The organism is Rosenbergiella collisarenosi (genome assembly GCF_018494085.1).
Classification (GTDB): domain Bacteria; phylum Pseudomonadota; class Gammaproteobacteria; order Enterobacterales; family Enterobacteriaceae; genus Rosenbergiella; species Rosenbergiella collisarenosi.
The window spans coordinates 162,270-180,854 of sequence record NZ_JABBFP010000001.1 but is presented as its reverse complement, the minus strand read 5'-3'; the positions used below and the strand labels follow the sequence as shown (position 1 = coordinate 180,854).

The following is an 18,585-nucleotide window of genomic DNA, read 5'->3' as shown; positions in this document are numbered from 1 at the left end:
TGTGAAAACTTGTCTTTTTGCAGGAAAGTCGATAATTTCAACGCTTATTTGCTGGTTTTCTTCATCAACACATTTTTGCTGTTACAGTGTATCATACACCATAAGCATCAGTGGTGAGAGCCTCGGCTCACTCACCCTTCACTATCAGCGACAATAACATAAAGTTGAGCTTTAACGGTTATTATACACCTAAGCCGTTAAGCATGTTAATTGAGTGTCGAGCTCGTTGTCTTTAAGATTCAGGAGAATACATGGAGTTCAGTGTAAAAAGCGGTAGCCCAGAGAAACAACGCAGTGCCTGCATCGTCGTTGGGGTGTTCGATCCTCGCCGGTTATCACCGATCGCGGAACAACTCGATAAGATTAGCGACGGTTATATCAGCGCCCTACTGCGTCGTGGTGAGCTGGAAGGCAAGGTGGGTCAAACGCTGCTACTGCATCACGTACCTAATGTGCTTTCCGAACGGGTTTTACTAGTCGGTTGCGGTAAAGAGCGTGAGCTAGACGAACGTCAGTATAAACAGATTATTCAAAAGACGATTAGTACGTTAAACGAGACCGGCTCAATGGAAGCGGTATGCTTCTTAACTGAGTTACACGTTAAAGGACGTAATAATTATTGGAAGGTGCGTCAGGCTGTTGAGACGGCGAAAGAGTCCCTCTATTCCTTCGACCAGCTGAAGAGTAATCGTGTTGAGCCGCGTCGCCCGCTACGCAAACTGGTTTTTAATGTCCCGACTCGTCGTGAATTAACCAGCGGTGAGCGTGCAATTCAGCATGGCTTAGCCATCGCCTCTGGCGTACAGGCGGCGAAAGACCTGGGTAATATGCCGCCAAATATCTGTAACCCGGCTTATCTGGCTTCACAGGCGCGCCAATTGGCCGACGCAAATAGCAGCCATATCTCAACGCGCGTTATCGGCGAGCAGCAGATGAAAGAGCTAGGGATGCATGCCTACCTAGCCGTCGGTGCGGGTTCGCATTTCGAATCTTTAATGTCTGTTATCGAATATAAAGGCCATCCTGATGCGGACAGCCGTCCAATCGTTCTCGTCGGTAAAGGGTTAACCTTTGACTCCGGCGGTATCTCCATCAAGCCTGGCGAAGCCATGGATGAGATGAAATACGATATGTGCGGGGCAGCAACGGTTTATGGTGTTATGCGCATGGTTGCAGAACTAAAGCTGCCGCTGAATGTGGTCGGTATCCTTGCGGGCTGCGAGAATATGCCTGATGGACGCTCATTACGTCCCGGCGATATTTTAACCACCATGTCTGGGCAGACCGTCGAGGTGTTAAACACCGATGCGGAAGGCCGCTTAGTACTCTGTGATGTCCTAACCTATGTTGAGCGCTTCGACCCGGAATTAGTGATCGATGTGGCCACGTTGACTGGCGCCTGTGTTGTCGCGCTGGGGCATCATATTAGTGGGCTGCTTTCCAACCATAATCCGCTAGCCCACGAGTTAGTTAGTGCCTCGGAGCAAGCCGGGGATCGCGCTTGGCGCCTGCCACTGGCCGACGAATATCAGGACCAGCTTGAGTCGAATTTCGCCGATATCGCGAATATCGGTGGCCGTGCGGGAGGTGCGATTACCGCTGGCTGTTATCTCTCACGCTTTACGCGTAAGTATAACTGGGCACACTTGGACATCGCCGGTACGGCATGGCGCTCAGGTAAGGCGAAAGGTGCGACGGGTCGTCCGGTTCCGCTTCTTTCGCAATTCCTATTAAATCGCGCAGGTTTAATGCCTGAAGAGTAACGACGATCCACGATAGCTAGGAACCCGCTACAGGGTTCCTTTTTACTTTCTCAATCACTACAGGCTAAACATGAAAAATGCGACGTTTTACCTGCTTCCCGCAGACCCGGATGACCAGCCGCTTACCGCCGCTGAGATAACGGCCTGCGAACTCGCCGCGAAATACTGGCGTGACGGTAAGCGCGTTCTCATCGCCTGTCATGATGAAGCACAAGCATTGCGGGTCGATGAAGCACTCTGGCAGCGTCCTGCCGAGGCCTTTGTCCCCCATAATCTAGCGGGTGAAGGCCCGCGTCAGGGATCACCAGTAGAGCTAGCCTGGCCACAAAAGCGCGGCAGTAACGCACGAGACTTATTGATAAGCTTACTGCCCCACTTCGCAGACTTTGCCACTGGATTCTATGAAGTGGTAGACTTTGTCCCTGAAGAAAACACCTTAAAACAACTGGCTCGCGATCGGTATAAAGCCTATCGCGGTGCTGGATTTCAATTGAATACTGTAACGGCAGCATCGGCATAATTCCTATGGATAAAACATATAACCCGCAAGAGATCGAACAGCCGCTTTATGAGCACTGGGAAAAGCAAGGCTATTTCAAACCGCATGGCGATCAGAGCAAAGAAAGCTACTGCATCATGATCCCCCCGCCGAACGTCACCGGCAGCTTACATATGGGTCATGCTTTCCAACAAACCATTATGGATACCTTAGTGCGTTACCAGCGCATGCAAGGTAAGAACACCCTATGGCAAGCAGGTACCGACCATGCCGGTATCGCAACCCAGATGGTCGTTGAGCGTAAGATCGCGGCGGAAGAAGGTAAGACCCGTCAGGATTATGGCCGTGAAGCATTCATCGATAAAATTTGGCAATGGAAAGCGGAATCAGGGGATAACATCACCAACCAGATGCGCCGTCTCGGTAACTCTGTCGATTGGGAGCGTGAACGCTTCACCATGGATGATGGGCTTTCCAATGCAGTAAAAGAAGTGTTTGTCCGCCTGTATAACGAAAACTTAATCTATCGCGGTAAGCGCTTGGTTAACTGGGACCCTAAACTGCGTACGGCGATTTCTGATCTGGAAGTCGAAAACCGCGAATCGAAAGGTTCCATGTGGCATATCCGCTACCCACTCGCCGACGGCGTTAAGACGGCTGATGGTAAAGACTATATTGTCGTCGCGACCACTCGTCCAGAAACCTTATTAGGCGATACCGGCGTTGCCGTGAACCCGGAAGATCCTCGTTATGCCGAGTTAATCGGTAAAGAACTGGTTCTCCCGCTGATTAACCGCCGTATCCCTATCCTCGGTGATGAACACGCGGATATGACGAAGGGAACGGGCTGCGTAAAAATTACGCCCGCACACGACTTCAACGACTACGAAGTAGGACGCCGCCATAAACTGCCCATGATCAATATTTTGACCTTTGATGGCGATATTCGCCAACAGGCACAAGTATTTGATACCAACGGTGAAGAGTGCGAAGCCTACTCAAGCGATATTCCAGCCGCTTTTGCCGGACTGGAGCGCTTTGCCGCGCGTAAGGCCATCGTTGCTGCAATCGAAGACATGGGCTTATTAGAAGAGATTAAGCCGCATGACTTGACCGTTCCTTATGGCGATCGTGGGGGCGTAGTCATTGAGCCTATGCTTACCGACCAGTGGTACGTCCGTACCGCCCCACTGGCGAAGGTCGCGGTAGAAGCGGTCGAGAATGGCGATATCCAATTCGTGCCAAAGCAATATGAGAACATGTATTACTCTTGGATGCGCGATATTCAAGATTGGTGCATCTCGCGTCAGCTGTGGTGGGGCCATCGTATCCCTGCATGGTACGACGAGAGTAGCCGCGTCTATGTCGGCCGTGACGAAGAAGAAGTGCGCCGCGAAAACAATCTCGCGGATAACGTCGTCCTGACCCAAGATGAAGATGTACTAGACACCTGGTTCTCTTCAGGATTATGGACCTTCTCTACCCTAGGCTGGCCAGAAAATACCGAAGCGCTACGGACCTTCCACCCGACGAATGTTATCGTCAGCGGCTTCGATATTATCTTCTTCTGGATCGCTCGCATGATCATGATGACCATGCATTTTATGAAGGACGAACAAGGTAAGCCTCAGGTTCCTTTTAAGACCGTCTATATGACTGGCCTGATCCGCGATGAAGAAGGGCAGAAAATGTCCAAGTCTAAGGGTAACGTAATCGATCCTTTAGATATGGTGGATGGCATCTCCTTAGAAGCACTGCTCGAAAAACGTACCGGCAACATGATGCAGCCACAATTGGCTGAGAAAATCCGTAAACGTACCGAGAAGCAGTTCCCAAATGGTATCGAGCCTTCTGGCACAGATGCACTGCGCTTTACCCTTGCCGCACTGGCCTCAACCGGACGCGACATTAACTGGGATATGAAGCGTCTCGAGGGCTACCGTAACTTCTGTAATAAGTTATGGAACGCGAGCCGTTTTGTTCTGATGAATACCGAGGATCAAGACTGCGGTTTCCAAGGGGGCGAACAAGTTCTTTCTCTCGCCGATCGCTGGATCCTGAGTGAGTTTAACCGCACGGTAAAAGCCTATCGCGAAGCCTTAGATACCTACCGTTTCGATATTGCGGCTAACTTGCTGTACGATTTCACCTGGAACCAATTCTGCGACTGGTATTTAGAGCTAACTAAGCCTGTTATGAATAGCGGTAGCGAAGCGGAGTTGCGCGGGACACGTAATACCTTGGTCAACGTGCTCGAGGCACTATTACGCTTAGCGCACCCTATCATCCCTTACATCACCGAAACCATCTGGCAACGCGTGAAAGTCTTAAAAGGGATCACCGACGATACCTTAATGCTGCAGGCCTTCCCTGAATGGTCGACGCAGAAAGAAGATCCGCAGGCGCAAAGCGATATCGAATGGATCAAGCAAGCCATTATCGCGGTACGTAATATTCGTGCCGAGATGAATATCTCGCCGAGTAAACCGCTGGAGTTGTTGCTGCGTGGTGCTACTCCAGAAGTGGAACGTCGCGTATCGGCAAACTTAACCTTCCTGAAGCGTTTAGCGAAGTTAGAAAGCATCACGTTGCTGAACCCGGAAGAGAAAGCGCCCGTTTCGGTTACCAAATTGGTTGAGGGTGCCGAGCTACTTATCCCGATGGCCGGCTTAATTAATAAGGACGTTGAGTTGGAGCGTCTAGCGAAAGAGCTAGGTAAAGTCGATGTCGAAATCGAAAAAATCGCGACTAAGCTAGGCAATGAAGGGTTTGTTGCGCGTGCACCTGAAGCCGTCGTGGCGAAAGAGCGCGAGCGTTTAGCCGATTTAGAACATTCGAAAGCGAAAATCATCGAGCAACAGAGCGTGATTGCTGCACTGTAATCGATAGTTAACTAGTAAACAGCCGGGCATCGTCCCGGCTTTTCTTTACTCGACCGCGATTCTACTGAGGCTTATGTATGGACCTTCGCAAACTCATCATTGATCACTATCCTGCCCTCACCCCGGAACTCCAGCGAGCAGCGGCCTTCGTCTTGGAAAATATTAATGATGTCGCGTTGAGCTCAATGCGGACGATTGCGCATAATGCCGATCTCAAGCCCGCCACCCTTTCGCGCTTGGCCAAAAAATTAGGTTATGAGGGATGGGAAGCCTTAAAAGCGGAATTTATCTATTCCTTGAAACTCACTCGTAGCAGTTATGCGAGCCGCGCCGTACGTCTACAGCAAAACTTACAGCAAGAGTCAGCCTACGATGCCGTGTTCTCCACGCTCGGTAGCTCACTCGAAGATACGCAAGCCTTAAACCAAGACTCTCTGCTGCGCGCCGTCGCGGTACTGGACGATGCTCGCCAAGTGTACGTCTGTGGTTTTCGTGCAAGTTTCTCGATCGCTTGGTCCGTCTACTATGTCTATCGGCTTTTCCAACAGCGCGTTACCCTTATCGACAACCTCGCGAATAGCCAACAGATTTTCACGCGTGAACTTACCGACCGCGATAGTGTTCTGCTAGTCAGTTTCTCTCCTTACTCACGCGAGACGCTACAGATTCTCGAAACCGCACAACAGGTCGGTGCCAAAATCGTGGCTATCACCGATTCGCCGTCTTCCCCCCTCGCGCAAGTCGCAGACTGTACATTGCTATTTTCGACTGAGAGTGCCTCTTTTTTCCCCTCGGTCGTTTCGGGTATGGCGATTGCCGAAGCTCTGTTAGCCAGCTTGGTCGCCAAGCATGGTGAACCTGCAGTCCAGAGTATTGAAAAATCTGAAAAATACCTCTTCGATTCCGGCAGCTATATCGCCAATCGATAACGTGTACAAGATAAATGATTCATGTGTATCATTTATCTTGTCTCCCTTTCCTATTTCTGACAGGATAGCGTTACTTCTCCCTTTCCGGTACCCGTCAGATATCTATGAGCGCTATCATCCACCGCCAGCTTAACGTGACTCCCCCCATCGCAAGCCACTCTAAAGGCGTTTTCCTCTTCGATAAAACGGGTAAACGTTATCTCGACGCTTGTGGCGGTGCGGCGGTATCCAGCCTTGGCCACCGTCACCCGCAAGTGATACAAGCGTTACATTCGCAGATTGATACACTGGCTTATGCGCATACTAGCTTTTTTACCAGCGAAGCGGCGGAGCAATTAGCAGACCAGCTCGTCGCGACTGCACCCGGCGATCTCAACCATGTTTACTTTGTCTCCGGCGGTTCGGAAGCGGTTGAAACGGCCCTAAAATTGGCTCGTCAATATTGGGTGGAACGTGGTCAACCACAACGCAGGCAATTCATTGCCCGCAAGCAGAGCTATCATGGCAACACATTGGGTGCCCTCGCCGTCGGTGGCAATGAGTGGCGACGTACACCCTTTGCTCCATTGCTGATGGACGTCGTACGCGTCTGCGCCTGTAACGCCTATCGCGATCAGAAACCAGGCGAAACCCTCGATGCCTATACGACACGCCTTATTGATGAGTTGGAAGCGGCGATCCTCTCGGCAGGCCCCGAGACAATCATCGGTTTCTGTGCCGAGACGGTAAGTGGAGCAACTACCGGCGCGGTTCCCCCCACCCCCGGCTACTTCTCCGCGGTAAGGGCGCTTTGCGATAAATACGACATCCTTTATATTGCGGACGAGGTGATGTGTGGCATGGGCCGCACCGGCTCCTTACATGCTTTTGCTGATGAGTCAGTCATCCCCGATATTGTCACCATTGCCAAGGGGTTAGGCGGCGGTTACCAACCTATTGGTGCGGTACTCGTGCGCGATCCTATTATTGAAGCGATTAGGTCGGGAAGCGGTCATTTCCAGCATGGCCATACTTATATTTGTCACCCTAGCGCCGCCGCGGCAGCCCTAGCGGTTCAACAGGTTATTCAGCAACAAGATCTACTCACCCAAGTACGCCAGCAGGGCGACTATCTATTAACGCAGTTACAGCAAAAGATAGGAGGATTAGAGTTTGTTGGCGACACCCGTGGCCGTGGATTATTCGCTGGTATTGAGCTGGTTCAAAACAAACAGACCCAGCAACCTTTCGCTGCTGAACTTGCCGTCCATAAGAAGATTAAACAGGCCTGTTTTGACCGAGGTTTACTGGTCTACCCAATGGGGGGCACCGTTGATGGGCGTATCGGGGATCACATCCTGCTCGCGCCCCCTTTCATTGTTACGCCACAACACATTGATTTTATAGTCGATACACTGAAAACGGTCATTAGCGACGTCACTGAATACGCGCGCTACCAGAACGTCTAATATCGCGTTGCCCTATTTAAGGTTAACCCGCGTCCTTTCTTGCACCATAAAAGGACGCACTCTCTTTAGCGATTCGCCAATAATCAGATAATAACCGCCTCTTTTACCGATTCGACGTCCTATTTTACTCCTACCTCACACTCATCACTGAATTTGGCACAGCCTTTGCTTAATCACTCTCAGTGACTATCCAATACCATTGAGGGAATCCTATGTTCACCACGTTAAAAAAAGCCAGTCTCGGTCTTGCCTTACTGTCTACCCTATTTAGTACGACGGTGTTGGCTAAGCAAACGCTCTCCGTCGGGGTCGATACGGCCTTCGTTCCTTTCGAGTTTAAGCAAGGCAATAAGTATGTCGGCTTTGACGTCGACCTATGGGATGCCATCGCTAGAAAAATGGGGGTCGACTATCGCCTACAACCGATGGATTTCTCTGGGCTTATTCCGGGACTGCAATCGCGTAATCTTGATGTGGCGATGGCGGGGATCACCATCACACCGGTTCGCGCACAAGCGGTAGATTTTAGTGCCCCTTACTACGATGCTGACTTGCTGATGGCAGTCAAAAGTAGCGCAACTGGTATCACAAAATTTAGCGATTTAGCCGGTAAGAAAGTCGGCCTCAAACAAGGGACTGCGGCGGCGACCTATATGAAGGCTAATGTGAAAGCCGATTACGTCGAATTCCCTAATATCGATAATGCCTACCTTGATCTGCAGGCTGGTAATATCGATGCTGTCGTTCACGATTCACCAAATGTCATGTATTACATCAAAGTATCTGGTAATGGGAAAATCAAAGCTGCCGGCGAGCATGACAGTGTTTTACCGCAACAATATGGTTTTGCCTTACAGAAAAACAGCCCTTATACCGCGCAAATTAATACGGCCTTAGCCGCGTTAAAAGCAGATGGCACCTACGCAAAAATCTATAAAAAATGGTTCGATAAAGCGCCTAAGTAGTCTTGTTGGCCAGACCTCTGGCCAACCCTTTTGCTCCTCTTGACGGACACCGCTTATGAATTTTGATGTGACTTATGTTTGGCAGGCCATCCCGATACTGCTACAGGGATTAAAACTTACACTTTTTATCTCATTACTCGGCTTATGTGGAGGGTTTGTCATTGGCTTGATCGCCGGGGTCGCCCGTGCGTTAGGTGGGCGGATCAGCAAGAGCCTTTCTTTAGTCTTTGTCGAGCTAATCCGTGGTACGCCGATCATGGTGCAAGTGATGTTTATTTACTTCGCCCTCCCCCTACTCATCCCAGTAAGAATTGAACCGATCACCGCGGCAGTCGTCACAATAATGATTAATTCTGGCGCTTATATCGCAGAAATCACGCGCGGGGCAATCCTTTCCATCAATAAGGGCTTCAAAGAAGCCGGGCTAGCCATGGGCCTGTCATCCCGAGCCACTCTCTGGCATATCATTATGCCTCTCGCCCTGCGGCGAATGATCCCAGCATTGGGTAACCAGTGGATTATCAGTATCAAAGATACCTCCCTATTCATTGTCATCGGGGTCGCCGAATTAACCCGTGAGGGCCAAGAGATTATCGCCGGTAACTTTCGAGCTTTAGAGGTCTGGACAGCGGTAGCAGTACTCTATTTAGCCGTGACGCTTTGCCTGAGTTTCTTATTAAAAGTGTTGGAAAAAAGGATGCATATCTTATGAATATGGTGGAATTTCAAAACGTTTCAAAACACTTTGGTCAGACACAAGTGCTCCACGACATTAATTTAAGTATCGAAAGTGGCGAAGTGGTCGTGATTATTGGCCCCTCGGGATCGGGGAAATCGACCCTCCTACGCTGCATCAATAAACTCGAAGAAATCAGTTCCGGCGCGCTAATCGTGTCTGGTATGCATATGACCGACCCCCATCTTAACGAATGTGATATTCGTAGAGAGGCGGGGATGGTCTTTCAGCAGTTCCACCTCTTTCCGCACCTCACGGCATTAGAAAACGTGATGTTTGGTCCACGTAGAGTACGACATACCTCTAAGTCTGAAGCCAAACGACTGGGCCTCGAGCTACTTGAGCGCGTTGGACTGGCAAGCCGTGCTGACCACTACCCTGCAGAATTATCCGGCGGTCAGCAACAACGGGTTGCGATAGCGCGTGCATTGGCGATCAAGCCGAAAATGATGCTATTCGATGAGCCAACTTCAGCGCTGGACCCAGAACTCCGTCATGAGGTCTTGCAAGTGATGAGAACCTTGGCAGAAGAGGGAATGACCATGGTTATCGTTACCCACGAGATCGGCTTCGCACGCGAGGTTGCTTCTAGGCTTATTTTTATCGATGGAGGTACTATTGCTGAAGATGGCGCCCCCCAGCAACTGCTTACAGAAGGGCGAGGCTGCGAACGCCTTCAAACTTTCCTACGTCACGTATCATAAGGGCAGTCTTCAGTGAAATTTATCCGACTCAGCGGCTCCCCTTGGGAAATTGGCGAACAACTCGGTGCTGCGGGAAGAGAGGCTTGGCACGCGATTATTGTCCATACCCCGCTCTGGCAAGCGGTAGTCGCGCAGCAGGATGGTGCTAAGCTCATTGCGTTAGCGCAACGTGTTCAACATCATTTCCCCGATATTTGGCAAGAACTACAAGGCCTCGCAAGCGGTCTCGCCGCCCCCTTTAACGAAGTCTTTGCGTGGAACTGTCGCGGTGATCTGCTCCCGTCGACCTCTGACGGCTGTACTTCTTTGGCGAGTCGAGGTACGGACGGTACGCTGCTCCTCGCACATAATGAAGATGGTTTGCCCGAACTCTACGCGAGCAGTTTTCTGGTCGATGTGACGCCGTTAAGCGGCGTTGGCTTTATGAGCTTTGCGTATCCCGGGTCGTTGTGTGGGCATACTTTTTCGGTCAATCACCGCGGTATCGTTAATATCGTCAATAATATCCGTGCTCAAGATCGTCCCGACGGCTTGCCTCGGCAAGTTCTCGCCCGTGCGGCGTTATCCGCAAAGAACTTGGAAAGTGCTATTGCACTCCTCAGCGAGGAGCCTCGCTGTGGAGCCTTCCATCATACTCTTGCCCAAGCGGGAGACCCACGGATCATCAGCCTTGAGGCGACCGGGCAGCAAACCAGCATACTCGAAATTAGCGATCGCTTCGGACACGCTAACCACCTGATTCATACTCCGCTTACCGATAGCGCACAAAAAATTACCGTCAGCTCCGCCGCTCGCCAGATCCGCATCGATCAGCAGCTCTCTGCGCTGCAGCCACTTTGCGCGGGCAGACTGCTCGCCCTGCTCTCTGATCAACACGATGAACAATTACCGATTTACCGTCAGTCTGCCGACGATCCTGATCAAGAAAATACGCTAGCCACTGTTATCTTTACGCTCTCCCCTGAAAACGTGAGCTGGGAAGTCTACCGAATGGACAGAGTACAGCCGGAAAATAAGGGGATACTTAGCACGGGCAACCGCTATGAAAACGCAGTTCCGGATCAGGTGACGTAATGAGCTCGGCTTCCACTCGGCCAATCTCCTGCACGCGGGCGCTAATATCAAACTGAGCGATTTGCCGCGCTAAATTAAGATAATCTTGATAGTGGCGGGCCTCCGAGCGCAGGAGTGATAAATAAAACTTCTCGAGCTCGAGGTCTAAATAAGGCGCTAGCGCAGCAAATCGCTCGCAAGAACGTGCTTCAATGTAGGCTCCGCAGATAAGTTTATCCACCAGCGTCATCGGCTCATGGGTCGTCACTTCGCGCATAAGTCCTTTTGCATACCGGCTTGCGGTCATTTTTTTGTAGGCAATACCGCGTTGCTGCATGATTTCCCACACCTGATAAAAATGATGAAGCTCTTCCTTAATTAACAACATCATCTTTTCGACTAACGATCCTGCCCAGGCAAAGTCCGTTGCAGTCGTGACTGGACGACTAAGCCCTTTATGCGCACTTAGAAAATCGGGATCCGGCTGCTCACGATAGACAAAAGCTTCGTAGGGTTTTAACCACTCCAAGATCGCTTTGCCACTGGGCTTATCCGCGACATATTTACGAATAAGCCATGTCGCCGTGAGTGCCGCTTTAAGTTCGCAGACCAGATGATCGGTAAGGAGGAGCGGTAAATTTTCGGGCTTACGGGCTTCGATAATCCAGGCTTCTGGCGTCTGGCAGTGGAGAAATTTCTGAATGGGCTGCAATAAGGTTTGGGTATTCATAGCGTCTTGTTGGGCGGGAGAAACACAGCAGACGAGGCTGCTGTGTTGAAATAATTAGTGGCGAACACCGTTGTCGTCTTCATCGATATCGTGTTCATCACCTTCTTCGTCATCATCTTGCGCGTCAGGGTCTTCGAAATAGGTGCCCCAACCGTCATAATCAACGTTATGCTTAGCGCCAATCGCCACGAGCTGGACGACCTGAGCATCGATTAATTCAGCCTTGAGCGCCGATTCACTAATGATATCCACACACATCACCGTCGTCCCGTCTTCAAGTTCCAGCTCTTCGGGCTCGGTGACTTCATAACCGGCTTTAAAAGCATCGACGGCTGCTTTTTCGAGCGCATCGAAACTATCGCAAGAAAAGTGATGCTCAATCGTATAGAGCGCGTCAGGATCGCTGCCATCTTCCAGTAACTCTTCGATAATCGCTAACGTCTCTTCACGTTGCTCTGCTAATAAATCTTCATTGGACATACGAACCTCTTTCACTACAGGCTAGAATAATAGCGCTATTTTCCCACACACCGCGCTCAGGCACTACTCCCTATGACGATAATCGTCGAAATAAGTTGAAAGTGAATTCTTAGTCATATAAGTTGAATATCAATTCAATATTAGGGAGTGTGTCATGTCTTCACTGTATCAGCGGTCGATTCTACGATTACTCGATTGTTCCCCACAAGAGTTAACTCAGTTGCTTACGCTTGCCGCTACCTTAAAAAGTGCGAAACGGCAGGGAAAAGAACCACGTTACTTGGCGGGAAAAAATATCGCGCTGATCTTTGAAAAAGACTCCACGCGGACTCGCTGCTCTTTTGAGGTTGCCGCCTATGATCAAGGCGCTAGGGTGACCTACCTTGGGGCGAGTGGCAGCCAAATTGGCCATAAGGAGTCGATCAAGGACTCCGCGCGGGTGCTGGGCAGAATGTATGACGGCATTCAATATCGCGGTTATGGCCAGACCATCGTGGAGACGTTGGCCGAACATGCACAAGTCCCGGTATGGAACGGCTTGACCGATGAATTTCATCCAACCCAATTGCTGGCCGACCTACTCACGATGCAAGAGCATCTACCGGATACGTCATGGAATGATATGACGTTGGCCTACCTTGGCGATGCAAAAAATAATATGGGTAATACCTTGCTGGAAGCCGCAGCCCTAACTGGATTACAGCTAGTAATGGTTGCGCCCAAAGCGTGCTGGCCAGAGGCCTCATTAGTGGCAGAGTGCCAAGCCTTGGCGACACAGCACGGCGGCTCAATCCGTCTCACCGAAAATGTCGCAGAGGGCGTAAAAGGCGCTGATTTTCTTTATACCGATGTGTGGGTGTCGATGGGTGAGCCAAAAGAGGTATGGGAAGAGCGTATTGCGCTACTGCGCGACTACCAAGTCAACCAACAGGTGCTGAGTGCAACGGGTAATCCACAGGTTAAATTCCTACACTGCTTACCCGCATTCCATGATACCGACACGGTAGTCGGTAAACAAATTGCCGAGCAGTATAATCTACCGCAGGGAATTGAAGTTACCGACGAGGTCTTTGAATCGGCGAACAGCATTGTGTTCGATCAGGCGGAGAACCGTATGCACAGTATCAAAGCACTGATCGTTGCCACGTTGAGTGAACAGGTATAAAGACCCTATGGCAGTTTGGATAACCTTAGCGGTTTAGGTTATTCAAACTGTACTCCCTTACTCGGCATTGCACGAACCAAGCGTCTGCTGTGCATAAATCTTAGTGAAGTCATCGCTAGCCGCGGGTAGCTCAGGAATTTTATGCATAAAAAGTGTTTAGTTAGCGAATGATCCCATTACCTCTATATTGCAAGAATTTGAAAAATATAATCTTTAATTAAAAACACATTGGTTATCACAAATATAAACACTCCCCTATTTCTATTTTACTGCGTAAATTTTCCTCAAGGCTCTTATATACAAGAATAGCTAGCGATAATCAGCGCATAAACCTTGAATAAAACACGGTTAACTGTTTAACAGATGCAGAGAGACTCTCTATTAATAAGAAAAAATAGGCGTTTTTTGCATAGATACGCAAGCCACTCTCTCAGGAAAATAAACCTTCCCTGACCTATATCAGCTGCCCATCACTTACTCCTTATAGCAAGGCCTAGTGTGACCTATATCTCTTTTTCTAATCTGCGCGAATCGCATACTCCGCGGTAATGCTCTTACGCCATGCGGAACTATCCCGCTTCATCTTTGAGAAAAAGGAATTTCTATGGAACGTCATTACGTGGGTTCGGAGATTGGTCAGCTTAAAACCGTATTGCTACATCGCCCTCGCCTAAGTCTAGAACGGCTTACTCCCTCCAATTGTCAGGAGTTACTATTCGATGATGTCCTCTGCGTCGAACGAGCGGTTGAAGAGCATAATCAATTTGCTCAGCTTCTGCGTGACCAGAATATTAACGTCTTATTGCTTGGTGAGTTACTCACCGAGACATTACACGATCCCCAAGCGCGCGAGTGGTTGCTCTCTGCTCAGTTCTCCGACTACCGGCTAGGACCGGCCTTAGCCCACCCTCTGCGCGAGTGGTTAGCTGAGCTACCGGCCGAACAACTTTCTCGCTATCTAACCGGTGGCTTGACATGGCAGGAGGTTCCCGAAGCGCTATTGAAACAGCGTATTGCCGCTTCACCCCACTCGCCCTTTATTACTCGCCCACTCCCTAACCATCTCTTTACTCGCGATACCTCGTGTTGGATCTATCAAGGCGTTAGCATTAACCCAATGGCGAAGCCGGCTCGACAACGGGAAACTGATAATTTACGCGCGATTTACCGTTGGCATCCCTTATTCCAAAGCAACGATTACATTAACTACTACGGTAATGAAGAGCGTTATTACGACCACGCCACTCTCGAGGGCGGCGACGTGTTGGTAATAGGAAATGGGGCAGTATTAATTGGCCTTTCAGAGCGGACCACTGCGCAGGGTGTCGAGTTTCTTGCGGCCTCCCTTTTCCGTCACCAACAGGCGACACGCGTCATCCTCGTTGAATTACCTAAACACCGCTCCTGCATGCATCTAGACACGGTAATGACTCACCTTGATCACGATACCTTTTCTATCTATCCCGAAGTTATTCAGCCCGACATGCCCTGCTGGGTACTGACCCCCGACGGTAAAAGTGGGCTAATCCAGCATCCCCCTCAACCTTTAGTGACGGTGTTGGAAAAAGTCCTCGCGGTGACAGAGATTCGGTTTATTACAACAGGAGGAGACATTTTTGAAGCAGAGCGTGAGCAGTGGAACGATGCCAATAATGTTCTGACCTTACGACCTGGTGTGGTGGTGGGCTACGACCGTAATCTACGTACCAATGAAAAGTATGATAAAGCGGGGATTACCGTCCTAACGATCCGTGGCGATGAGCTCGGACGCGGACGTGGCGGCGCACGCTGTATGAGTTGCCCTCTAGAACGTGATGACTTAGAGGGAAATCGCCCATGAAACAAAAACCGATTCTGGTCGTTGCTTTGGGAGGCAACGCCTTATTGAAACGCGGCCAGCCCCTCGAAGCAGAGCTACAACAGCAGAATATCGAATTAGCCGCGCTGCAACTCGCGGCGTTGAGCGAAGCATGGCGAATTGTTTTAGTGCACGGTAACGGCCCCCAAGTCGGGCTACTCGCCCTACAGAATGAGGCCTATACCGCAACACGCCCCTATCCGCTTGATATCCTCGTCGCCGAGACTCAGGGGATGATCGGCTATCTATTGCAACAGGCTCTGCAAAACAGGCTCCCGCATCGCTCAATCGCCTGCTTACTGACTCAGGTTCTGACAGATAGCAATGACCCGGCCTATCATTCGCCGAGTAAGTATATTGGCCCCAGCTACCAACAAGCGGACTTAGCCCGGCTAGACCCTAGTTGGCAGATCAAACCCGACGGTCATTATTTTCGCCGCGTAGTGGCTTCACCATTACCTAAGAAAATCATTGATGCTCCAGCAATCGCCGATTTACTCGTACGCGACCATCTCGTTATTTGTTGTGGGGGGGGTGGTGTGCCGGTGATCGAGCAGGATGGAAAACGGCAAGGTACGCCCGCGGTCATCGATAAGGATCTCGCGGCGGCTATGTTGGCTGAACAATTGGAAGCTGATGCGCTACTTATCCTTACTGATGCAAAAGCGGTCTATACCGATTGGAATACCCCTCAACAACGTGCCATCACTGATATTCACAGCCGCGAGCTGGCAGCATTATCCTTCGATAAAGGCTCAATGGGGCCCAAAGTCCGCGCGTGTTGTGACTTTGTCGATAAAACGCAGGGGCTGGCTGGAATTGGGGCGCTGGACGATGCACTCGATATCTTGACGGGAAAACAAGGAACACGTATTCACCCTCACGCTTTACTATAAGGAAATAGTCCATGACGTTCTCACTGAAAAACCGAAATTTTTTAAAACTCCTCGACTTTAGCGCCGATGAGATAGGCGGCCTTATTAACCTCGCTCGAGCATTAAAGGCGGATAAACGCGCGGGTCGCGAGCAGCAGCAATTATTGCGTAAAAATATTGCCCTGATTTTTGAAAAGAGCTCGACACGTACCCGTTGTGCCTTCGAAGTCGCAGCCTTCGATCAAGGCGCACAAGTGACTTATCTCGGCCCTTCGGGTTCACAAATCGGCCACAAAGAGACAATGAAAGATACTGCCCGGGTGCTAGGTCGTATGTATGATGGTATTGAGTACCGCGGCTTTGGACAGGAAATAGTTGAACAGTTAGCTCATCACGCGGGCGTGCCGGTTTGGAATGGGTTAACCGACCAGTTCCACCCTACACAAATTTTGGCCGACTTGATGACCATGCTGGAACACTCTCCGAATAAAACACTGGCCGATATTCGTTTCGCTTATCTTGGCGATGCCAGAAATAATATGGGCAACTCGTTACTCGTGGGGGCCGCGATAATGGGTATGGATATTCGCCTCGTCGCCCCGAAGGCATTTTGGCCAGAAGAGGAACTCGTTGCAACGTGTCGTAGGATCGCAGAAAAGAGCCAAGCGACGATCACCCTAACCGAGCAGGTCGACGAAGGGGTTGCAGGGGTCGATTTCCTCTATACCGATGTATGGGTGTCGATGGGCGAGGCCGATGAAGCCTGGCAGCAACGCCTCAATATCATGCAACCCTATCAAGTTAACCAGCGGGTCATTAAGGCCACCCAGAATTCACAGGTCAAATTTATGCACTGCCTCCCTGCTTTCCACAACGCAGAGACCTCGGTAGGGAAAAAAATCGAACAACAGTATGGACTAACCGGGTTAGAAGTAACCGAAGAGGTGTTTGAATCTTCGCACTCTATCGTGTTTGACCAGGCTGAAAATCGCATGCACACCATTAAAGCTGTGATGGTTGCCACGCTTGCTGACTAATCGATAACGGTAGGGCGCTATGCCCTACCGTGGAGCTCAGTTATGAAAAGTTTTAAATTCCCCTCTGCCTATTCCATCCTTTTCGGATTAATTATTTTTGTTGCCTTACTGACTTGGGTAGTACCGGCAGGCCACTACCAGATGGTGGTGAATCCATTGCTAGGCACTGAGGTACCGGTCGCGGGTACTTACGCCGTTACCGAAGCCCACCCCCAAGGCATTACTGATATCCTACTCGCGCCCATCGATGGCCTGTGGAACCACCGGACCGGCCAAGCGGCGGCTATCGATGTAGCGCTATTTATCTTAATCATTGGTGGATTCTTGGGTATTACCACTAAGACCGGCGCGATTGATGCCGGTATCCAACGCGTCACAGGCCGTTTAGCCGGTAAAGAAGAGCTAATGATCCCAATCTTAATGGGGCTGTTTGCCTTAGGTGGGACGATTTATGGTATGGCTGAAGAATCACTTCCCTTCTACTCATTACTGGTTCCGGTGATGGTTGCTGCCCGTTTTGACCGTCTCGTGGCGGCTGCCACCGTCTTACTTGGTGCCGGCATTGGCACCCTAGGCTCAACCATCAATCCCTTCGCCACCGTCATTGCCGCTAATGCTGCTGGAATTCCCTTTACGCAAGGTATGGGGCTACGAATTCTCCTACTGGTGGTTTGCTGGTGTCTGGCGGTCGCATGGGTCTTACGCTATGCCATTGCGGTCAGAAAAGATCCTCATCACTCCTATTTACCCACGCTAACGAATACCAGTAATGCGGCGGCGAGTCCTGAACCTCTCGACTTCACACGGACACACAAAATTATTCTGATGCTATTTGCCTGTGCCTTCGCCGTTATGATCTATGGAGTATCGGTAGAAGGCTGGTGGATGGCTGAAATCTCAGCGATGTTTTTGGGATTTTCGTTACTTATCGGTGTCGTTGCTCGCATGAGTGAAAGTCTCTTCGTTGAAACGTTTATTGATGGGGCGAAAGAGTTACTTGGAGTCGCGCTCATTATCGGTATCGCACGGGGGATCGTTGTGATGATGGATAACGGTATGATTACACATACCCTGCTCCATGCTGCAGAAAGTCTAGTGAGCGGTTTACCGGCTTTAATCTTTGTCTTAGTTAGCTGGGGCCTAGAAGCCATCCTCTCCATTCTCGTTCCATCCTCTTCCGGTCTCGCCGTGATGAGTATGCCGATCATGGCTCCTCTTGCCGATTTTGCAGGTTTGCCACGCGAATTAATGGTGACAATTTATCAGTCTGCCTCTGGAGTGATTAATCTCGTCACGCCAACCTCTGGCGTCGTTATGGGAGGTTTGGCTATCGCCAAAGTTCCTTACAGCTGTTATCTGCGCTGGGTTGCTCCTTTACTGCTCATTCTAATTATCGTCAATCTACTGATACTTAGCCTGAGCGCGCTGCTGTAAGACAATGGACGTTAACGCAAAGAGGCG

General features: G+C 50.3%; 16 protein-coding genes. 14 read left to right on the top strand and 2 right to left on the bottom strand.

The annotated features are described in order from the left end of the window. The first annotated feature begins 251 nt into the window (after positions 1-251). The 9 genes from pepA (at position 252) to HGT70_RS00795 (ending at position 11,000) form a co-directional block, all read left to right on the top strand. Positions 252-1,763, top strand: coding sequence for a leucyl aminopeptidase (gene pepA / locus HGT70_RS00835; RefSeq protein WP_071433717.1), 1,512 nt, complete (start codon positions 252-254; stop codon positions 1,761-1,763). A gap of 70 nt (positions 1,764-1,833) precedes the next feature. Next, positions 1,834-2,283 (top strand): DNA polymerase III subunit chi, encoded by a 450-nt coding sequence (locus HGT70_RS00830; RefSeq protein WP_214194629.1) that lies wholly within the window; start codon positions 1,834-1,836, stop codon positions 2,281-2,283. 5 nt (positions 2,284-2,288) lie between these two features. Next, the gene (locus HGT70_RS00825) at positions 2,289-5,144 is read left to right on the top strand and encodes a valine--tRNA ligase (protein ID WP_214194628.1); all 2,856 of its coding nucleotides are present in this window, start codon (positions 2,289-2,291) and stop codon (positions 5,142-5,144) included. 77 nt (positions 5,145-5,221) lie between these two features. Beyond that, a complete protein-coding gene (locus HGT70_RS00820; protein ID WP_071433711.1) occupies positions 5,222-6,073 on the top strand; it encodes a MurR/RpiR family transcriptional regulator in 852 nt (283 codons plus the stop codon). Between the two features lie 104 nt (positions 6,074-6,177). Next, positions 6,178-7,521: an aspartate aminotransferase family protein gene (locus HGT70_RS00815; RefSeq protein WP_214194627.1), complete on the top strand. Its 1,344-nt coding sequence runs from the start codon at positions 6,178-6,180 to the stop codon at positions 7,519-7,521. A gap of 212 nt (positions 7,522-7,733) precedes the next feature. After that, positions 7,734-8,486: a glutamine ABC transporter substrate-binding protein GlnH gene (gene glnH, locus HGT70_RS00810; RefSeq protein WP_214194626.1), complete on the top strand. Its 753-nt coding sequence runs from the start codon at positions 7,734-7,736 to the stop codon at positions 8,484-8,486. Between the two features lie 55 nt (positions 8,487-8,541). Further along, on the top strand, positions 8,542-9,198 hold the full coding sequence (gene glnP, locus HGT70_RS00805; protein WP_214194625.1) for a glutamine ABC transporter permease GlnP: 657 nt from the start codon (positions 8,542-8,544) through the stop codon (positions 9,196-9,198). A gap of 2 nt (positions 9,199-9,200) precedes the next feature. Then, the gene (gene glnQ / locus HGT70_RS00800; RefSeq protein WP_071435223.1) at positions 9,201-9,926 is read left to right on the top strand and encodes a glutamine ABC transporter ATP-binding protein GlnQ; all 726 of its coding nucleotides are present in this window, start codon (positions 9,201-9,203) and stop codon (positions 9,924-9,926) included. A 12-nt stretch (positions 9,927-9,938) separates the two neighbouring features. Beyond that, entirely contained in the window at positions 9,939-11,000 is a 1,062-nt protein-coding gene (locus HGT70_RS00795; RefSeq protein ID WP_214194624.1) for a C45 family autoproteolytic acyltransferase/hydrolase, read from the top strand. On the opposite strand, the gene miaE is transcribed toward HGT70_RS00795, so the two are convergent. Both miaE and rraB read right to left on the bottom strand, forming a co-directional pair. Beyond that, positions 10,951-11,709: a tRNA isopentenyl-2-thiomethyl-A-37 hydroxylase MiaE gene (gene miaE / locus HGT70_RS00790; RefSeq protein ID WP_071433703.1), complete on the bottom strand. Its 759-nt coding sequence runs from the start codon at positions 11,707-11,709 to the stop codon at positions 10,951-10,953. The two genes, HGT70_RS00795 and miaE, sit on opposite strands and share 50 nt — an antisense overlap. 54 nt (positions 11,710-11,763) lie before the next feature. Next, positions 11,764-12,189: a ribonuclease E inhibitor RraB gene (rraB, locus tag HGT70_RS00785; protein WP_071433701.1), complete on the bottom strand. Its 426-nt coding sequence runs from the start codon at positions 12,187-12,189 to the stop codon at positions 11,764-11,766. Positions 12,190-12,343: 154 nt separating this feature from the next. Between rraB and argF (HGT70_RS00780) the strand changes: the two genes are divergently transcribed. The 5 genes from argF (HGT70_RS00780) to HGT70_RS00760 all read left to right on the top strand — a co-directional run bounded on the left by argF (HGT70_RS00780) (position 12,344) and on the right by HGT70_RS00760 (position 18,558). Then, a complete protein-coding gene (argF, locus tag HGT70_RS00780; RefSeq protein WP_214194623.1) occupies positions 12,344-13,354 on the top strand; it encodes an ornithine carbamoyltransferase in 1,011 nt (336 codons plus the stop codon). A gap of 604 nt (positions 13,355-13,958) precedes the next feature. After that, the gene (gene arcA / locus HGT70_RS00775; protein WP_071433697.1) at positions 13,959-15,194 is read left to right on the top strand and encodes an arginine deiminase; all 1,236 of its coding nucleotides are present in this window, start codon (positions 13,959-13,961) and stop codon (positions 15,192-15,194) included. Continuing rightward, positions 15,191-16,108, top strand: a complete 918-nt coding sequence (locus tag HGT70_RS00770; RefSeq protein ID WP_214194622.1) for a carbamate kinase — start codon at positions 15,191-15,193, stop codon at positions 16,106-16,108. Before arcA ends, HGT70_RS00770 begins: the two co-directional genes overlap by 4 nt. An 11-nt stretch (positions 16,109-16,119) precedes the next feature. After that, on the top strand, positions 16,120-17,124 hold the full coding sequence (argF, locus tag HGT70_RS00765; protein WP_071433695.1) for an ornithine carbamoyltransferase: 1,005 nt from the start codon (positions 16,120-16,122) through the stop codon (positions 17,122-17,124). A gap of 42 nt (positions 17,125-17,166) precedes the next feature. Further along, positions 17,167-18,558 carry a YfcC family protein gene (locus HGT70_RS00760; protein ID WP_214194621.1) on the top strand — a complete coding sequence of 464 codons (1,392 nt, stop codon included), beginning with the start codon at positions 17,167-17,169 and terminating at the stop codon, positions 18,556-18,558. The last annotated feature ends 27 nt before the right edge of the window (positions 18,559-18,585 follow it).

Coding starts and splice junctions, on each gene's coding strand:
- glnQ (WP_071435223.1), top strand. CDS start 9,201: ATGGTGGAATTTCAAAACGTTTCAAAACACTTTGGTCAGACACAAGTG.
- arcA (WP_071433697.1), top strand. CDS start 13,959: ATGGAACGTCATTACGTGGGTTCGGAGATTGGTCAGCTTAAAACCGTA.
- argF (WP_214194623.1), top strand. CDS start 12,344: ATGTCTTCACTGTATCAGCGGTCGATTCTACGATTACTCGATTGTTCC.
- HGT70_RS00830 (WP_214194629.1), top strand. CDS start 1,834: ATGAAAAATGCGACGTTTTACCTGCTTCCCGCAGACCCGGATGACCAG.
- argF (WP_071433695.1), top strand. CDS start 16,120: ATGACGTTCTCACTGAAAAACCGAAATTTTTTAAAACTCCTCGACTTT.
- rraB (WP_071433701.1), bottom strand. CDS start 12,189: ATGTCCAATGAAGATTTATTAGCAGAGCAACGTGAAGAGACGTTAGCG.
- HGT70_RS00760 (WP_214194621.1), top strand. CDS start 17,167: ATGAAAAGTTTTAAATTCCCCTCTGCCTATTCCATCCTTTTCGGATTA.
- pepA (WP_071433717.1), top strand. CDS start 252: ATGGAGTTCAGTGTAAAAAGCGGTAGCCCAGAGAAACAACGCAGTGCC.
- miaE (WP_071433703.1), bottom strand. CDS start 11,709: ATGAATACCCAAACCTTATTGCAGCCCATTCAGAAATTTCTCCACTGC.
- HGT70_RS00825 (WP_214194628.1), top strand. CDS start 2,289: ATGGATAAAACATATAACCCGCAAGAGATCGAACAGCCGCTTTATGAG.
- HGT70_RS00815 (WP_214194627.1), top strand. CDS start 6,178: ATGAGCGCTATCATCCACCGCCAGCTTAACGTGACTCCCCCCATCGCA.
- HGT70_RS00770 (WP_214194622.1), top strand. CDS start 15,191: ATGAAACAAAAACCGATTCTGGTCGTTGCTTTGGGAGGCAACGCCTTA.
- glnP (WP_214194625.1), top strand. CDS start 8,542: ATGAATTTTGATGTGACTTATGTTTGGCAGGCCATCCCGATACTGCTA.
- glnH (WP_214194626.1), top strand. CDS start 7,734: ATGTTCACCACGTTAAAAAAAGCCAGTCTCGGTCTTGCCTTACTGTCT.
- HGT70_RS00820 (WP_071433711.1), top strand. CDS start 5,222: ATGGACCTTCGCAAACTCATCATTGATCACTATCCTGCCCTCACCCCG.